This window comes from Algibacter luteus, from assembly GCF_900141715.1.
Taxonomy (GTDB): domain Bacteria; phylum Bacteroidota; class Bacteroidia; order Flavobacteriales; family Flavobacteriaceae; genus Arenitalea; species Arenitalea lutea.
This window is the reverse complement of sequence record NZ_FQYK01000005.1, coordinates 295924-313550: the sequence shown is the minus strand read 5'-3', so window position 1 is coordinate 313550 and position 17627 is coordinate 295924. Positions and strand designations below refer to the sequence as shown.

Here is a 17627-nt window from a genome sequence, read left to right as displayed (position 1 = left end):
GTAAAATAAAAACTAGGTTTTTAAATATTCGTTTTATTGGATTTTGAGCTGTGTTGAACATGAATGCTTGTAGTTGATAAATCGATATCTTGAAGAGTGCTATTCAATATATCATGAATCATTTTATGATACGATTCAAAATTATTTAAATTTTTATGTCCACCACCAATTACTGTATGCAGTTTCGTGAGTTTAGGGTTTACCTTCGATAATTTTACACTCGTTTTATATGGTATTAACTTATCATTCGTACCATGAATAATATGTATAGGGCACTGCACATACTTGAGCCATTTATAAGTAGGTAACGGATATTTTATTAAAACTGATAATGGCATAAAAGGCGCATATCGAGCGGTAACTTTTGTTAGACTATAATAAGGTGCATCTAGAATAAGCATTTTGGGGTGATTCATAGAAGCTAGTTTTGCAGCAAAACCAGAACCTAAAGATCTTCCGTATAAAATGATTCTATTTTCAGAAGTACGCTCCTTAATTTTATTATAAACCTCTTGTAAGTCTCTCTTTATGGCTTTCTGTGAGCGTCTGCCCGTACTTTTTCCAAAACCTCGATAATCTACCATGAGCACATTGTAACCATGTCTGGTAAAATCTACAGCAAATTTACCCCAACCTTTTATGCTTTTAGAATTTCCTTTGAGATATAATACAATGCCTTTTGATTCGCCCTTAGGCTTAAAAAGTAAACCATTAATTATAGCACCATCTCTTGTTTCTAAATTATACTCTTTGGTGTCTTGATTTTCATAATAGAATTCAAAATCATTTGGAAGTTTTTCGGGCTTAAATAGCATATAATCTTGTAAATAATACAAGGCAATACTTATTACCACATAAGCAATTAAAATGATGATAAGAATATGTAACCAATACGGCATTAATAAAAGATGTTAGCATACTAATATACAATAAATTGGTTTCTTCTCTATATTCAGAATTCACTCAAGCAGAATTAAATATCAAACAAACTTTACTTATTTTTGCTCGATGCAAAAAATCATGCCATTTGCTTTAATTATCTTTTTACAATGTTGCGCTCTCACTCAAGCGCAACAAAAAGATAGCCTATTAGTTAAAAATGGTATTGAAAACCCTAGTATTTTATCTACCCACCATTTTGGAATTTTTAGTTCTAGACTAAATACCAATTTTAAATATGCGCCGCCTTTAAAAGCAACGGTGGCAATAAATTATACTAGCGGAAATAATTTTCACCCGTATGTAGAATCTTATTACCCAAAAGATCCAACCGTTAGAGCACAGCAAAGTGAGGTAGCATGGAATATACGTCCGTTTCATTTTATAGACCAAGAAACCACACCTGCCGATTATTTAAACATTGTTATTGACGCTGTTATCAAAGAATTTAGAGCAACGGCAACCATTCCCATTAATCAACAACACGAAATAGGTATATCATTGAGATCCTACCTTATTACCAAAGGTAAATACCCGTTTTCATTTTTTACCAGCGATGAGTCTATAGAATGGTTTCATAGCCATGTTGCTGGTGGCGAAGATCCATTTGGTAGGCGCTATTATGGTTTAAACCAAGTCAATTTCAAATATTTAGATCGCAACGGTAAAACCTTAGAGCTAAATAATAACACATTCTTTCTGGGAGGCATAGAGTTAAGTCATTACTACTACCCAAAACTCAACATCAATAAGTCGCGACGTATTTTCCTGAATTTTGGTACGCATGTGGGTTTAAACACTTCGAGGTTTAATTCATCTATCGATGTAGGAATTTCAGCAAATGCCATTAAAAAACTGCCGTTAAAAAATAACTACGAGTTAAATATTGCCACAGGCTTAAACGTGTTACGTAAAAATTTAATCAATTTTAAAGAAGTGATGGATTTGGGTAATAATCCTTATTTAGGAACTTTCGAAGCCGAAATAGAAATTACCAAATACACGCTAAAAGGCAATTACAATGCTTTTGGTATTAATTATCATATCCAGACGCGCTATAATAAAAAAGAAGAATACGATTATTTCAAACTTATAGGAAAATGGCGTGAAATAAATGGTGGTTGGCAAAACGGCGTATACAATCTTTACCAACCATTATCTAGCTGGAATTTCATATACACCTACGGCACACCAAAATACCTGCTCACCCTTTTCGTAAAGGAAGATTTAGAAGTCAACAACGCGCCAGACTTTCAAACAGGTATTAGTTTAAAAATACCAATCGCAAAATAATTGTTTAGGGTGCCTGCCGGCAGGCAGGTTACCACAAGGGTCGGACTTTACACTGCAAGTCCGCGTTCGTGCCTCACTGTGGGCATTTCACTACAATCCCTAACGCAAATCCATTTCCAAAACAAATGCACAGTTTTGTTAACGTGTCGTTAAATTTCTATTGACAATTAAACCTTTTTAAAATGTGAAAGTCAAAAGAGCAAAGACATATAAAAATACACAAAATGAAAAAAATCTTAATTATTGCAGTAGCGTTGTTAGCATTACAAGTTACAGCACAACAACAGAATAAAGAAAGAGGAAACAGAGGTGAAAGAGCCAATAAAATGATGAATCTTTCTGCAGAAGAAATAGCGACACTTCAAACTAAAAAAATGACTTTACATTTAGATTTAACAGAATCTCAACAAAAAGAGATTATGAAAATAAATTTAGATAATGCTACCAAAAGAAAAGAAATGATGGCAGCACGTAAAGCTAAAAAAGAAAGTGGAGAAGCTAAAAAACCTACGGATGAAGAGCGCTACAAAATGGCTAATGCCAAATTAGATCATAAAATTGCTATGAAGGCTAAAATGAAAAAGATTTTAAACGACGAGCAATATGCTAAATGGGAGAAATCTCAAATGCGACAAGCAAAAAAAGGAAAAGACAAAAAGAAAAGCATGAAAGAAAAAATGCGTTCTAAAACCGAATAAAAATTTAGTTTAGTTAGTTGATTATAGTTTAGTTGATGTTAAACGCATCCCGAAATTTCGGGATGCGTTTTTTTTATAAAGCAGTTGCAACCTTTTTTACAGCTTCAATAGTAAAATCTAAATCTTCATAACTTAAGGCGTCTGTTATAAACCAAGTTTCAAAAGCACTAGGTGCAATGTAAACACCAGCGTTCAACATGCCATGAAAGAATTTTTTAAAAGTATCATTGTTTCCTTTGGCAGCTGTATCAAAATCTACCACATCGGCTTCATCAAAATGCACAGAAATCATAGAGCCTACTCTATTAATGGTATGTGTTATACTATTTTCGGTTAATACCTTTGCAATGCCTTCGTGCAAATAGGCAGTTTTATCTTCTAGCCTTTTAAAAACTTCAGGGTTTGTATTAAGTTCGGTAAGCATCGCTAAACCTGCAGCCATGGCCAACGGATTACCGCTTAAAGTTCCTGCTTGATAAACCGGACCTAATGGTGCTAAGTAATTCATAATTTCATTACGTGCCGCAAATGCCCCAACTGGAAGTCCGCCGCCAATAACTTTTCCAAAGCAAACAATATCTGCATTGATACCATATAATTCTTGTGCCCCTCCTTTAGCCAATCGAAAACCAGTCATCACTTCATCAAAAATCAAAAGCATATCATTCTCGTCACACAAGGTTCTTAAGCCTTGTAAAAATCCTTCTTTAGGCGGAATACAACCCATATTTCCAGCTACTGGCTCAATAATAATACAGGCTATTTTGCCTTTGTTCGCTTCTATTAAGGCTTTTACATTATCAATATTGTTGTATTGAGCTAACAACGTATCTTTTGCAGTTCCTTTGGTAACACCTGGGCTATTTGGTGTCCCGAAGGTGCTAGCACCACTTCCTGCTTGAATTAAAAACGAATCTGAATGTCCGTGATAACAGCCCGCAAATTTTATAATTTTATCTTTCCCAGTATAGCCTCTTGCTAATCTAACAGCGCTCATGCAGGCTTCAGTTCCAGAATTAACAAACCTAATTTTATCGATATTAGGCACCATGGACACTGCTAATTCAGCGATTTTGGTTTCAATTTCAGTAGGCATTCCAAAGGACGTTCCTTTTTTAGCCTTTTCAATAACAGCGTTTACAACAGGTTCGTGGGCATGACCTAATATCATGGGCCCCCAAGAATTTATGTAATCAATTAATCTGTTGCCATCTTCATCATACAAATAGGCGCCTTTGGCTTCTTTGACAAAAATTGGCGTTCCACCTACCCCTTTAAAAGCTCTCACTGGCGAGTTTACGCCTCCTGGAATTACTTTTTCTGCTTCAGCGAACAATGCGCTGCTTCTTTTATAAATCATGAAAATTAATTAGTTGTTTGATGATGATTTTACGACTAATACCTGCCCAATACTAAGGGCCGTATCGCTCAAACCATTTATATTTTGAAGTTCTTCAACGGTAATATTATGTGCTCGAGAAATAGAATACAAAGTATCCCCTTTTACAACGGTATAAGTAATTCGTCCTTCAGATTGAGGCAACTCGAATTGCTTATACTTATCGCCTAAAACCTCTTTATCGTACTCGTACAAATTATAACGTTCTATTAAGCTAATAAGTTTTTGTGGATATTTTCTATCGGTAGCATATCCAGCAGCTTTTAAGCCTTTAGCCCACCCCTTATAATCTTCTATTTTAAGTTTAAAAAGATTAGAATACCGCTTTCTTTCAGTTAAAAACAATGAATGGTCTCGAAACGAATATTTGGCATCTTTATATTTTCTGAAACATTCTTGCTTCTCGTCATCGTCGTGATATATTTTTTTTCCTGTCCATTCATGACATTTAATTCCGAAATGATTGTTCGCTTCAACTGATAATCTTCCTCTTCCCGAACCCGATTCTAAAATACCTTGTGCTAAAGTGATACTAGCCGGAATACCATACAAACTCATTTCTTGTTGCGCGGTAGCTTTGTGCAAATCGATGTAATGCTCTGTGCTCGTAACATACACTGCTGGCGATTCTTCTTCACTTTTTTGCTCATTATCTTTTTGAGTTACTTCAACAGGTTTAGTATTGTCCTTTTGTTTTTTAGTAACAATACCTTTTCTGGATTTGCAACTAAATGCTAAAAGTGCAACACAAAATATAACGATGAGTCTTTTCATTAAATTAAATAATTTCAGATAAATTTTTCTTTCTTAAATGAGCATTCATTCCTTCAATGCCTTGTAAACCTCCAGTATGAATAACCAATATTTTTGATCCCTTTGAAAAATAATTTTTGTCAATTAAATCCATTATTCCAAACAACATTTTTCCTGTATAAACCGGATCTAAAGGCATGTTATAATCCGATTTAAATTGATTTATAAACGCTACCAATTCGTCATTTATTTTGGCATAACCTCCAAAATGATAGTCTGTAATAAGTTTCCAGTTGGTTTGAGTTGCAAATTTACTAATATCTTCTTTTAAAAAATCACCTTTTAAGGCAGGAAAACCTAAAACTTGTTGACTAGGTTTTGAACCATTGATAAGCCCTGAAATAGTGCCTCCAGTTCCTACCGAACAACAGATATAATCAAAATTAAAATCTTCTGGATATAAAATTTCTTGACAGCCTTTCACGGCTAATTCGTTTGTACCACCTTCAGGAATCACATAAAAATCGCCAAATTCAGCTTCCAAAGATTTTAAAAACGATTCGGAAGTTTTACTACGATAGATTTCACGTGATACAAATTTAAAATTCATTCCATTTTCTTGTGCAAAATTTAAAGTAGCATTTTCAGATATTTTAGATTCTAGTTCATCACCTCTTATAACACCAATGGTTTTAAACCCAATTAAATGTCCTGCGGAAGCCACCGCAGCAATATGGTTTGAAAACGCACCACCAAAGGTTAGCAACGTTTTATACCCCGATTTTTCAGCTTCTAAGAGATTATATTTTAGCTTTCTATATTTATTTCCAGAGACAAATGCATGTATTTGATCTTCGCGTTTAACATACAATTCAACGCCTTTGGTTTTTGGAAGATTTACCCGCTCGTTTATGGTCTTTTCAAACTCAAATATCATGGTATCAAAGATACTTTAAAAAATACCAAAAAGGTCGATGCTTTAAATATTCTAAATCAAATTCGTTACAATAAGCCTCTTTTTCAAACGAAATATTCTTATAAGCTTTGTGCCAATTTTTGTACTTAATTAATTTTACCAAAAACTCGACACCATAAATGAGATAAAAGGGGATAACTAACAATTCTAATTGCTGTTTCAAATGAATCCTTTCATGGTTAATTAAAACCTGATTTTCTTTTAAGAATTTCGATTTTAAAAACACAAAAGGCCATATGGTTATTCCAGTATAACCTCTTGGAACGATATGTTTTGAAATAAATATCATGATTAAGCAACTTCAAAAATCAATCCAATTTACATTATCTTTGTGATTCATGAAAAAGTTTATTCCCATTGAAGAGGGCGATTACTACCTAACACCTGAAGGGTATCGCTGTTTTACCGAGCAGTATCTTTTAAAACGCGGATATTGTTGCGAGAGCGGATGCAGGCATTGCCCCTACGGCTATAACCCAGCGACAAATTCAATAAAAAAGTAAGCAAAAAAGCCTTTGATTGTAGTCTATACTTGGTATGATTATTGATGCTATTTATGATAGAAGTCATTAAAAAAAGCTGTTAAAAAATATTAATTTTAAGTCCCGAATAGTTTTTACAGCCACTGCAACCTTTAAAAAAATGTATTATGAAAAAAATTATTAAAACCCTACCAATTGTGGCATTACTACTTGTATTTGCTTCTTGTAGCTCGGTAAGAGTAGCTGCCGATTATGATAAAGAGGCGAATTTTAGTGATTACAAAACGTTCGCATTCTTTAAAACTGGAATTGATAAAGCTGAAATAAGCGATTTAGACAAACGTAGAATACTTCGTGCCATTGAAGCTGAACTTTTAGCAAAAGGCTATACTAAATCTGAAAATCCAGATATTCTGGTAAGTCTATTTACCAAATCTCAGCAACGTGTAAACGTTTACAACAATACTTGGGGCTACGGTGCCTGGGGCTGGGGTGGCTGGGGAGGCTTTGGTCCTGGATGGGGCTGGGGTTGGAACCAACCTAATGTAACCACCAGTGTACAAGGCCATTTATATATAGACCTTATTGACGCCAACAAAAAAGAATTGGTTTGGCAAGGTATGGGCACTGGATATCTTACTAGAAACATGGATAAGAAAGAGGCTCGAATAAAAGAATTTGTTACTAAAATTATGGAGAAATACCCTCCGGGTTCCCAACAATAAAAACGATTAAAAGGCAGCTAAATAGCTGCCTTTTTTATTTAATACATTTAACTTATTAAAACCTATTTTGTCTGGTTTTATATATTTTTATAAACGACATTCTATTGAAAGAAAAGTTAAAAACTGAATATTTCAATGTATTATTCGTATTTTTAAACAAGTTTTATACATAAAATTTACCGATGTCGCATTTATTTGAATCTAACGAAATACTTCAAAAGCTACCCAAGCATCTTCAGCAATTTATTAAACCTCAAAACTATGAGGATTATTCAGCAATCGATCAGGCCGTTTGGCGCTACGTGATGCGTAAAAATGTTGATTTTTTAAGCACAGTAGCCCACGAGTCTTATTTGGAAGGATTAAAACACACAGGTATTTCCATTGATAGCATTCCCAATATGTATGGCATGAATCGAATTTTAAAAGATATAGGTTGGGCTGCCGTAGCGGTTGATGGGTTTATACCACCCAATGCTTTTATGGAGTTTCAAGCGTATAATGTACTAGTAATTGCGAGTGACATAAGACAGTTAGAACATATTGAGTACACACCTGCTCCTGATATTATTCATGAAGGCGCAGGACACGCACCCATAATTGCTAATCCCGAATATGCGGAATATTTAAGACGCTTTGGAGAAATTGGATGTAAGGCAATTTCATCAGCAAAAGATTATGAATTGTATGAAGCTGTTAGGCATTTATCTATAATTAAAGAAGCTCCCAATTCGACGGAAGAAGATATTATTTCTGCAGAAAAAAAAGTTGAAGATTTACAACAAAATATGGGAACACCCAGCGAAATGGCTCTCATAAGAAATTTGCATTGGTGGACCGTTGAATATGGCTTAATTGGCACGCAAGAAAATCCGAAAATTTATGGTGCTGGATTGCTTTCTTCAATTGGAGAAAGTGCATGGTGCATGACAGATGAAGTTGAAAAATTACCCTATGATATTAATGCAACCTATAAAGATTTCGATATTACCAAACCACAACCTCAGCTTTATGTTACACCAGATTTTGCCCATTTAAGTTTGGTTTTGGAAGAGTTTGCTAACACTATGGCATTGCGAAAAGGCGGGCTTTCTGGAATTAAAAAATTAATAGCGTCGCATGCCTTGGGCACCATTGAATTAAGTACAGGGCTTCAAATCTCCGGAGTATTTGACACTGTTATTGAAAATGAGAACAATCCCATTTATGTTCAAACCATTGACGAAACGGCACTCGCTTACAGAGAAAAAGAACTTGTGGGTCACGGCACAATCACGCATCAAAAAGGTTTTGGGTCTCCCATCGGAAAATTAAAAGGCATCAACCTAGCTATTGAAGATATGAGTCCTCGAGATTTGGCCGCATATCATATTTATGAGGGTAAGGTAGTACATTTAGAGTTTGAAGGCGGTGTGAAAATTTCAGGAGAAATTATCACTGGAAAACGGAACTTACAAGGAAAAATCATTCTTATTAGTTTTAAAAACTGTACCGTATCGCACAATAACTTAACACTCTTTAAACCAGAATGGGGCATTTACGATATGGCTGTTGGAAAAGAAATTGTTTCAGCATTTTCAGGACCTGCTGATTTAAATAGCTTTGATTTAATTACACATAAAACATCATCGCAAACCATTCATATTAAAAAATCAAAAGAACGATTAGCCTTAGAAACTTTATATCAACAGGTTAGAGATTATAGAGATGGCACTAATAAAACCATTTCAAGAACAAAAGTGCTTGAGCAACTTATAGAAAAGCATCCTAATGATTGGTTGCTACCAGTTGAACTCTACGAATTAGCACACCTAGGAAATGAAACTGAATTATTAGAAAAAATATTGAAACATTTAGAAACTATCAAACAGAATAAACCAAATTTAGGTCATTTAATTGATGATGGATTATCCATAATTCACAAAAACGCCGTCATTAATTAAAAAGCTATTAAGATCTGAAGCTTTTTAAAGTCTTTTTTGTGAATTCACTTAGCACTAGTTTTCCGCTAATTTCAGCACGTTCGGTTAACAAATCATCCCAATGTTCGGTATCTTTCCAAAATACTTTTTTCATTTCAGTTAAAGCTTCAGGATTATAACTAGCTAGTTTGGTAGCCAAAGTATTTAAAGCGTCATCTAAAGCTTCGGTAGTTTCAAAAACTTCAGCATAAAGCCCTTTATCTTTAGCAAACTGTGTTGAAAAAAACGTTTCAGCATCAATTGTCATTTGTGCCATCGCAGTAACACCTATTTTTCTTGACACCACGGGTTCTATAACAAACGGACCAATGCCAATACTTAATTCACTCAATTTTATAGAAGCAAATTTGGTTGCCATACAATAGTCTGTTGCCGCTGCTAAACCAACGCCTCCACCAACAGCTTTTCCTTGAATACGTCCTAAAATAATTTTAGGACATTTTCGCATTGCATTAATAACATTGGCAAACCCCGAGAAAAAAGTTTTCCCCATCGCTTCATTTTCAATTGTAATAAGTTCATTTAAGCTTGCACCTGCACAAAATGCTCTATCGCCTCCACTTTTTAAAACAATAACTTTTACATCATTGTTTTTACCTGCACTTACAATAGTTTCCTCTAAAAGTGATAAAATATCACTAGGCATTGAATTTCTATTAGGGTGAAAAAATTCAATAACACCAATAGTATTGGTTATAGTAAGCGTTACATAAGGTTTCATAAAGACTCGAGTTTCTAAAGGATGAATATACATAAAATTTTAATGCGTCGTAATGCAACTTATGTTACCCACGCTTTAAACTTTTTTGGAGTAATTTGCATAAAAAATTATTATATGGGTTTATTGAATTTATTATTTGGAAATAAGAATAACATGATTAAAGAATTTCAAGAAAGAGGTGCCATAATTATTGATGTAAGAACCACAGGTGAATTTAGCCAAGGTGCTATTGCGGGTTCAAAAAACATTCCTTTACAAGCCATCGGATCAAAAATTAATGATATAAAAAAATACAATAAGCCAGTAATCACGTGTTGCGCAAGTGGCATGCGGTCTGGAAGTGCTGCTTTGATTTTAAAGAATAATGGTATAGAGGCCGTAAACGGAGGTGGTTGGACAAGCTTGAATAGCAAACTATAACTTTAACCCTTGCAAATCGTTTATTGATTGCAGTTCGTTTTGGTTGTATTTTAAAGTCCAGCCTAAGGAATTGGTTAGAATATAAAATTTTGAAAGTTCGCTAATAAGTCGGTTTTTGGCATTTGCTTTTAAATCTGAAGCTACTATTTTTTTTGATAGCGTTGCATTTACCATATTCTTAATATCGTTATAATCTTTAGCTTCAAACGGATTTAAGTAATCTGCCTGCACATCATAATACTCAAAATCAGGATTGATTTTTACCTCCTCATCGGGTATACTTAAAATGGTAAGGGTTTTATTAACCTCATCTACTTCAAATTCAATTTGACTTAAATCGTAGGCCACCGTAACTTCAGCATTTACAACAACCAGTGCTTTTTTTTCAGCCGATAATAAATCTCCAAATAGATCTTTAGAATTTTTATATGTAAAAACTTCACTAAAATGCCCTTCGGTAACTATGAGTTTACCAACATTTTTAATTTGTTCTTGAATTAAAGCCGAATTTTCTTTGAGAATAACAGTGTCTTCGCGTTTTTCTCCGCAATATTTAAACGTAAATAAAACCACTAAAGTGATGATAACACCGAATAGAATTTTTCGCATGGACTAATTTAAACAAAAAAACATTAGTTCCTTCGACATAAGAAGTCTAACTAATGTATTCAATCAAATTTAAACTAACACCACAAATATACTTTGTAAATTCAGAAACAACATGAATTTATTGTTATGCCAAAATTATTTAATTAATAAGTCATTCAAAAAAAAACACCAATTACAAATCAAAATATTGATAAGCATTGGTGTTTTTTGATATGAACTGATTAATAGCAATCTAAATCTACAATTAAAAGTGATATGTCTTACAAATACTCGACCAAATGTTATTAAAAAAGACGAATTACAATAATCTGATTTTCAATATAATTAACAATTCTACGTAAGAAAAGTGTTCTATTATTTTAATTAATTAGATGAATATTTTTTAAGCTCCCTGAATCTTTAAAAGGAAACCATGTTGTTATTTGAAATGAGGAAATTGTGCTTTTAGCTTCAGAATTCTTGCCTGTAATTTCTCCACAAAGACCTTGTGTGCATCAGAATCAGGATTAAATGGTTTATGACGCAGTCCTTTTTGAATAGCATCCACTTCATCCATAATGCTATAGGAGTCTTCAGAAATCCATACCATTTTAAATCTTTCCCAAATATAATTTATAGCAGTTTGGTTAGGGTGAATCATATCTTCAGAATAAAAACGATAATCGCGAAGTTCGTCCATCATGATTTCATATGATGGAAAATAACTAGATTTATTACCTATTATTTGATGAATAGAAGAAATTAAATGCGCTTTACTCTGCGTGTTTTCTATAAATCCATCTTTAATATGTCTTATTGGCGATACTGTAAAAACCACTTCGGCATTATAATTAATCGATTTAATTTGAGTTCTTATATTTTTTAAAGTTTTAGTAATATCTTTAACCGACAATAATACTTTTTCAAATTCCGATTGAGGCACTTTGTGACAATTAGCAACAAATTCTCCAGTTTTAAAATATCGATATGCCCAAGCTGTTCCTAAAGTGATGATGATATGCGTTGCGTTTTGAAGCGTATTAAAGGTGCTATTTAAATTAGCATTCAACCCATTAATTAACGCTTCTTTCGAAGTATGACTTAACTGTGAGTGCGCCTCAAAGCAATGCCATTGCTCGTTATGCAAGAACACATCTTTCTCTGTGTATTGTTTTTGTTCTATTGCATTGGCAATTAAACGTTCTATCGCGGCAGGATGAAATAGTATCCCGAAGGGATTTTGAGTATTTTGTATTTTAAAATACTCTAATTTATTAGCTATGTTTTCTGAAAAACAGGAACCAAGTAATATAACTTTAGAATGGTAGTTTATTTGATTTTCAGACTGTTTTTCTAATGGTATTTTGGTTTGAAAATTCAAAACTTAAGATATATAATTCTTAGCATTCTCTAAGGCATCCACAATACCACCTGGGTTTTTACCTCCCGCAGTTGCGAAAAATGGTTGCCCACCGCCACCACCTTGGATGTATTTACCCAATTCTCTAACTACTTGTCCTGCATTCAATCCTTTGCTCTCCACCAATTCTTTAGAAATATAGCAAGATAATAAGGCTTTACCTCCTTGGTCGGTAGCCAATAATAAAAACAGATTATTAAATTGCCCTCCTAATTCGAAAGCCACATCTTTTAAACCAGCAGCATCTAGATCTAACTTTTTAGCCAAAAACTGAACACCGTTTATAGTTTCGAGTTCATTTTTAAGTTCACCCTTTATGTTTTTAGCTTTGTCTTTTAACAAAGATTCAATCTGCTTCTTTAAATTGGTGTTTTCTTCTTGTAAACTTTGAAGTGCTTTTACAGGTTCTTTAGCATTGTTTAATAAATCTTTCATTTCGAAATAAGCTCTGTTATTTTCAAAATAAAAGTCTTTAACAGCGTCATTGGTAATCGCCTCAATTCTCCTAATACCTGCAGCTACTGCGCCTTCTGAAACTATTTTAAAATGCCATATATCTGCTGTATTCTTAACGTGAGTACCTCCGCATAATTCTATGGATTTACCAAAACGAATCGCACGAACCGTATCGCCATATTTTTCACCAAACAAACTCATTGCGCCTTCGGCAATAGCTTCTTCTTTTGGAATATTACGCATTTCTACTAAAGGTAATTTCCCTTCAATTCTCCGGTTCACAAAATTTTCTACATCGCGTAGTTCATCTACAGTCAATTTTGAAAAATGTGAAAAATCGAATCGTAAATATTTTGAGTGTACTGCACTTCCTTTTTGTTCTACGTGCGTTCCTAGCACCTCGCGTAAGGCCTGATGAAGCAAGTGTGTTGCCGTATGATTACATTCTGTTCTGTAACGTTGTTTAGCATCAACAACCGCTTTAAAAGACTCGTTAATATGTTTAGGTAGATTCTTAGTAAAATGAATAATAACGTTGTTTTCCTTTTTAGTATCTAGGATATAAACCACATCGCCATGAGCGTCTTCTAAATACCCTTTATCACCAACTTGTCCACCACCTTCAGGATAAAATGGTGTTAAATTAAACACCAATTGATACATATCGCCATCTTTCTTAGATGTTACCTTTCTATATCTTGTGATATTAACTTGAGCTTCTAAAGTATCGTAACCAACAAATTCTTCTTCGCCATCTTCTGCTAAAATAGTCCAATCGTCAGTAGACATTTCACTTGCCGCACGCGATCGATTTTTTTGTTTTTGCAACTGCTCATTAAATCCTTTTTCGTCTAACTTCAAGCCTTTCTCTGAGAGGATTAATGCTGTTAAATCTATTGGAAAACCATAAGTATCGTACAATTCAAAAGCTTTTTCTCCCGAAACGGTATCGCTTTTGGTTTCATCTACAATTCTATTTAACAACACCAGACCTTGATCGAGTGTTCTTAAAAAAGATTGTTCTTCTTCTTTAATAACATTCTCAATAAGTTGTTTTTGAGCTTTCAATTCAGGAAAAGCTTTCCCCATTCTATTACTCAAAACATCAACTAATCGGTAAATGAATGGTTCTTTTTTATCAAGAAATGTAAATCCGTAACGCACAGCGCGACGCAAAATTCTTCTAATTACATAACCAGCGCCAGTATTACTTGGTAATTGGCCGTCTGCTATTGAAAAAGCCACCGCGCGCACATGGTCTGATATTACTCGAATAGCAACATCTGCTTTTTCTTCTTTTCCGTAGGTTTTAGCAGTAATGGTTTCAATTTCGCGAATTATAGGTTTAAAAACGTCGGTATCATAATTAGACTGAACATTTTGCAACACCATGCATAAGCGCTCAAAACCCATTCCTGTATCAATATGTTTGTTAGGTAAAGGTTCTAGAGAACCATTGGCTTTTCGGTTGTATTGCATAAAAACCAAATTCCAAATCTCTACAACTTGCGGGTGGTCTTGATTTACTAAATCCTTACCTGGAACTTTCGCTTTTTCTTCAGCAGAGCGAATATCTACATGAATTTCACTACAAGGTCCACATGGTCCTTGATCTCCCATTTCCCAGAAGTTATCCTTTTTATTGCCTTTTAAAATACGGTCTTCAGAGATGTATTGTTTCCAAATATCGTATGCTTCAGTATCCATTCCCAAACCGTCATCTTCACTTCCTTCAAATACTGAAACGTATAAAATATCTTTATCGATGCCGTAAACTTCAGTTAGCAACTCCCAAGCCCAAGCTATAGCTTCCTTTTTAAAATAATCACCAAAACTCCAGTTCCCTAACATTTCGAACAGAGTATGGTGGTACGTATCATAACCTACTTCTTCCAAATCGTTATGTTTACCAGAAACACGCAAACATTTCTGCGTATCTGCAATACGGTTATTTTTAGGTTGCGCATTTCCAAGAAAATATTCTTTAAAAGGCGCCATACCCGAATTAACAAACATTAAAGTTGGGTCGTCTTTTAAAACCATAGGAGCCGATGGCACTATACTATGCTTTTTTTCTTCAAAAAAACTTAAAAATTTTGATCGTACTTCTTGTGAGTTCATCTATAATTATTGAGCATCTTGTTTCTTATAAATTATTTTAAATAAGAAACTATTTTTATATTTACTCTCCAAAATTATTTAATAATAAGGAGAACTTGGGTCTACTGATTAAAACAAAGCCTTAATTATTATGAAAATAATTTCGTAGGTTTGTTCGTTTACATATCTGACAGACCAAAACATTGGTTGTTCAAATTTAGTTGCAAAAATAGCATAATTTAAGAAATGAGTAAGGTAAAATATTACTATGATAAAGAATCGCTTTCATATCGCAAAATTGAGCGAAAAAAGCGAACAACATTCAAGTATGCTGCTCTGTTTATGTTAGCCGCAGCATTTTTTGCATTCATTTTTGTTTTTATTGCAAGTCAATACGTTGAATCTCCTAAGGAACGTGCTTTAAAAAGAGAACTACAAAACGCCCAATTACAGTTTGAATTACTCAATAAAAAGATGGAACAAGCTGAAGCTGTTTTAGCTAATATAGCCGATAGAGATAATAACATTTATCGCGTGTACTTTGAGGCTAACCCTATACCTGAAGAACAGCGTAGAGCGGGTTTTGGTGGTATTAACCGATATAAAAATTTAGAAGGGTTTGATAATTCTAAACTCATTATTGAAAGTAATAAGCGCTTAGATATACTTCAAAAACAAATAGTTGTGCAATCAAAATCTTTGGATGAAATTGCGATACTGGCTAAAGAGAAAGAAAGTTTATTAGCTGCAATACCAGCCATACAACCCGTAAGTAATGAAGATTTAACACGTATGGCTTCAGGGTATGGCATGCGTTCGGACCCATTTACTAAAGTAAGAAAAATGCATTGGGGCATGGATTTTACGGCGCCAAGAGGAACGCCAATTTATGCAAGCGGGGATGGTGTTGTAGAACGTGCAGACAGTAATTCATCGGGATATGGAAAACATATAAGAATAAACCACGGTTACGGTTACACTAGTTTATACGCGCATTTATACAAGTATAATGTTCGCAAAAATCAAAAAGTAAAACGTGGTGATTTAATAGGTTTTGTTGGTAGTACAGGACGCTCTGAAGCGCCACATCTGCATTACGAAATCTTTAAAGATGGAGACCGAATTAACCCAATAAACTTCTACTACGGAAGTTTAACTGCGGAAGAGTTTAATAAATTATTAGAACACGCCTCGTTAGAAAATCAATCTCTAGATTAATGCATATAGATTTACCAGAAAAAAGATATTATGGTATTGGCGAAGTTGCTAAGGCCTTTGGTGTGAACACATCATTAATCCGATTCTGGGAGGGAGAATTTGATGTTCTTAAACCTAAAAAAAACGCTAAAGGCAACCGAAAATTCACACCAGAGGATATAAAAAATCTTAAATTTATTTACCATTTAGTAAAAGAGCGAGGATTTACTTTGGAAGGTGCTAAAATACATTTGAAAGAAGAAAAAAAACAAGCACTAAGTAATTTTGAAATTATTAGTAAGCTTGAAGATGTAAAAAACCAGCTTATTAAAATAAAACAACATCTTTAATATTAAAGGTTGATGTAACTTTTTGCTATAAAAAGTGTCATATACATAACATTAACTAAAACAGATCAAACTTATTTATCATGAAGAAATTTTTACCAATAATTATTATTGCAGTAATAGTTTTAGGTCTTTATTCTTGGGGAAAAGGCTTTAACAATACTGCTGTAAACTTGAAAGAAACTGCAACTAAAACATGGGCTAATGTAGAAAGTAGTTATCAGCGTCGAAACGACTTAATTGGCAATTTAGTTAAAACAGTACAAGGTGCTGCCGATTTTGAAAAAGGTACATTGCAAGCAGTTATTGAAGCAAGAGCCAAAGCGACTTCAATTAACATCGACCCTACAAATATCACTCCTGAACAGTTAGCTAAATTTAACGAAGTTCAAGGTGGTTTATCAGGTGCTTTAAAAAGTTTATTGGTAACGGTAGAACGCTATCCTGACTTAAAAGCAAATCAAAATTTCCTAGAATTACAAAGCCAATTGGAAGGTACTGAAAACAGAATTAATGTAGCAAGAGATCGTTTTAACGAAGCTGTTGAACCGTACAATAAACACATTAAAACCTTTCCAAACTCTTTATTAGCTGGTATTTTAAATTTTGATGAATTGAGTTATTTCAAATCAGAAGCAGGTAGTGAAAAAGCACCCGACGTTAACTTCGATTTTAAATAGAAAACATGTCTAGTAAAATTGAAGATTTTTTGACAGCCGATGAAGAACAAGATATAGTTGAGGCTATACGAGTGGCTGAACTAAATACTTCAGGAGAAATACGAGTTCATATCGAAAAAACTAGCAAAGGCGATGCAACAGCTCGAACGCTAGAACTTTTTCACACCTTAAAAATGGATAATACCAAACTTCAAAACGGCGTGTTAATTTATCTTGCTGTAGAAGACAAAACCTTTGTGATTTATGGAGACAAAGGCATTAACAAGGTGGTTGGAGAATCGTTTTGGGACAGTACTAAAAACCTCATGCAATCTTTTTTTAAGGAAGGTAATTTCAAACAAGGACTTATTGAAGGGATTTTAAAATCTGGTGAACAGTTGAAAAAATATTTTCCATATTCAGATTTAGACACTAACGAACTAACAAATGAAATTTCTAAAGGGTAGGTTTA

Annotated in this window: 19 protein-coding genes; 10 read left to right on the top strand and 9 right to left on the bottom strand. The window is 33.9% G+C overall.

What is annotated here, in order from left to right:
- Positions 1-20: 20 nt before the first annotated feature.
- Positions 21-899 carry an alpha/beta hydrolase gene (locus tag BUA46_RS11555; RefSeq protein ID WP_019388281.1) on the bottom strand — a complete coding sequence of 293 codons (879 nt, stop codon included), beginning with the start codon at positions 897-899 and terminating at the stop codon, positions 21-23.
- 121 nt (positions 900-1020) lie between these two features.
- On the opposite strand from BUA46_RS11555, the gene BUA46_RS11550 reads away from it, so the two are divergent.
- Together BUA46_RS11550 and BUA46_RS11545 are read left to right on the top strand one after the other, a co-directional pair.
- Positions 1021-2232: a hypothetical protein gene (locus BUA46_RS11550; protein ID WP_143148124.1), complete on the top strand. Its 1212-nt coding sequence runs from the start codon at positions 1021-1023 to the stop codon at positions 2230-2232.
- A gap of 224 nt (positions 2233-2456) precedes the next feature.
- On the top strand, positions 2457-2930 hold the full coding sequence (locus tag BUA46_RS11545; protein ID WP_019388279.1) for a DUF4890 domain-containing protein: 474 nt from the start codon (positions 2457-2459) through the stop codon (positions 2928-2930).
- Positions 2931-3003: 73 nt separating this feature from the next.
- Here BUA46_RS11545 and hemL read toward each other — a convergent pair whose 3' ends face one another.
- From hemL to BUA46_RS11525, 4 genes are read right to left on the bottom strand one after another with little or no spacing between them, the layout of a single operon-like run.
- Positions 3004-4290 carry a glutamate-1-semialdehyde 2,1-aminomutase gene (gene hemL, locus BUA46_RS11540; RefSeq protein ID WP_019388278.1) on the bottom strand — a complete coding sequence of 429 codons (1287 nt, stop codon included), beginning with the start codon at positions 4288-4290 and terminating at the stop codon, positions 3004-3006.
- A 9-nt stretch (positions 4291-4299) separates the two neighbouring features.
- Positions 4300-5103 carry a glucosaminidase domain-containing protein gene (locus BUA46_RS11535; protein ID WP_019388277.1) on the bottom strand — a complete coding sequence of 268 codons (804 nt, stop codon included), beginning with the start codon at positions 5101-5103 and terminating at the stop codon, positions 4300-4302.
- 4 nt (positions 5104-5107) lie between these two features.
- Positions 5108-6019 carry a 1-aminocyclopropane-1-carboxylate deaminase/D-cysteine desulfhydrase gene (locus BUA46_RS11530; protein WP_019388276.1) on the bottom strand — a complete coding sequence of 304 codons (912 nt, stop codon included), beginning with the start codon at positions 6017-6019 and terminating at the stop codon, positions 5108-5110.
- Positions 6020-6023: 4 nt separating this feature from the next.
- A complete protein-coding gene (locus tag BUA46_RS11525; protein WP_019388275.1) occupies positions 6024-6347 on the bottom strand; it encodes a hypothetical protein in 324 nt (107 codons plus the stop codon).
- Between the two features lie 49 nt (positions 6348-6396).
- Between BUA46_RS11525 and BUA46_RS15135 the strand changes: the two genes are divergently transcribed.
- The 3 genes from BUA46_RS15135 (at position 6397) to BUA46_RS11515 (ending at position 9208) form a co-directional block, all read left to right on the top strand.
- A complete protein-coding gene (locus BUA46_RS15135; protein ID WP_162129539.1) occupies positions 6397-6561 on the top strand; it encodes a C1orf53 family protein in 165 nt (54 codons plus the stop codon).
- A 146-nt stretch (positions 6562-6707) separates the two neighbouring features.
- Positions 6708-7265: a DUF4136 domain-containing protein gene (locus BUA46_RS11520; protein ID WP_019388274.1), complete on the top strand. Its 558-nt coding sequence runs from the start codon at positions 6708-6710 to the stop codon at positions 7263-7265.
- 182 nt (positions 7266-7447) lie between these two features.
- A complete protein-coding gene (locus tag BUA46_RS11515; RefSeq protein WP_019388273.1) occupies positions 7448-9208 on the top strand; it encodes an aromatic amino acid hydroxylase in 1761 nt (586 codons plus the stop codon).
- Positions 9209-9215: 7 nt separating this feature from the next.
- On the opposite strand, the gene BUA46_RS11510 is transcribed toward BUA46_RS11515, so the two are convergent.
- Complete coding sequence (locus BUA46_RS11510) at positions 9216-9968, bottom strand: enoyl-CoA hydratase/isomerase family protein (RefSeq protein WP_019388272.1); 753 nt, start codon at positions 9966-9968, stop codon at positions 9216-9218.
- Positions 9969-9989: 21 nt separating this feature from the next.
- On the opposite strand from BUA46_RS11510, the gene BUA46_RS11505 reads away from it, so the two are divergent.
- On the top strand, positions 9990-10388 hold the full coding sequence (locus tag BUA46_RS11505; protein ID WP_019388271.1) for a rhodanese-like domain-containing protein: 399 nt from the start codon (positions 9990-9992) through the stop codon (positions 10386-10388).
- On the opposite strand, the gene BUA46_RS11500 is transcribed toward BUA46_RS11505, so the two are convergent.
- The 3 genes from BUA46_RS11500 to alaS form a co-directional block, all read right to left on the bottom strand.
- Complete coding sequence (locus tag BUA46_RS11500; RefSeq protein ID WP_019388270.1) at positions 10383-10997, bottom strand: DUF4230 domain-containing protein; 615 nt, start codon at positions 10995-10997, stop codon at positions 10383-10385. The two genes, BUA46_RS11505 and BUA46_RS11500, sit on opposite strands and share 6 nt — an antisense overlap.
- Positions 10998-11415: 418 nt before the next feature.
- Positions 11416-12357, bottom strand: a complete 942-nt coding sequence (locus BUA46_RS11495; RefSeq protein WP_019388269.1) for a GSCFA domain-containing protein — start codon at positions 12355-12357, stop codon at positions 11416-11418.
- Between the two features lie 3 nt (positions 12358-12360).
- Positions 12361-14973 carry an alanine--tRNA ligase gene (gene alaS, locus BUA46_RS11490; RefSeq protein WP_019388268.1) on the bottom strand — a complete coding sequence of 871 codons (2613 nt, stop codon included), beginning with the start codon at positions 14971-14973 and terminating at the stop codon, positions 12361-12363.
- Positions 14974-15198: 225 nt separating this feature from the next.
- Here alaS and BUA46_RS11485 point away from each other — a divergent pair, with 225 nt between their 5' ends.
- From BUA46_RS11485 to BUA46_RS11470, 4 genes are all read left to right on the top strand, one after another.
- Entirely contained in the window at positions 15199-16170 is a 972-nt protein-coding gene (locus BUA46_RS11485; protein WP_019388267.1) for a M23 family metallopeptidase, read from the top strand.
- A complete protein-coding gene (locus BUA46_RS11480; protein ID WP_019388266.1) occupies positions 16170-16499 on the top strand; it encodes a MerR family transcriptional regulator in 330 nt (109 codons plus the stop codon). The genes BUA46_RS11485 and BUA46_RS11480 overlap by 1 nt, the downstream gene beginning before the upstream one ends.
- 80 nt (positions 16500-16579) lie before the next feature.
- Positions 16580-17176 (top strand): LemA family protein, encoded by a 597-nt coding sequence (locus BUA46_RS11475; protein WP_019388265.1) that lies wholly within the window; start codon positions 16580-16582, stop codon positions 17174-17176.
- Positions 17177-17181: 5 nt separating this feature from the next.
- The gene (locus BUA46_RS11470; protein ID WP_019388264.1) at positions 17182-17622 is read left to right on the top strand and encodes a TPM domain-containing protein; all 441 of its coding nucleotides are present in this window, start codon (positions 17182-17184) and stop codon (positions 17620-17622) included.
- Positions 17623-17627 lie beyond the last annotated feature (5 nt).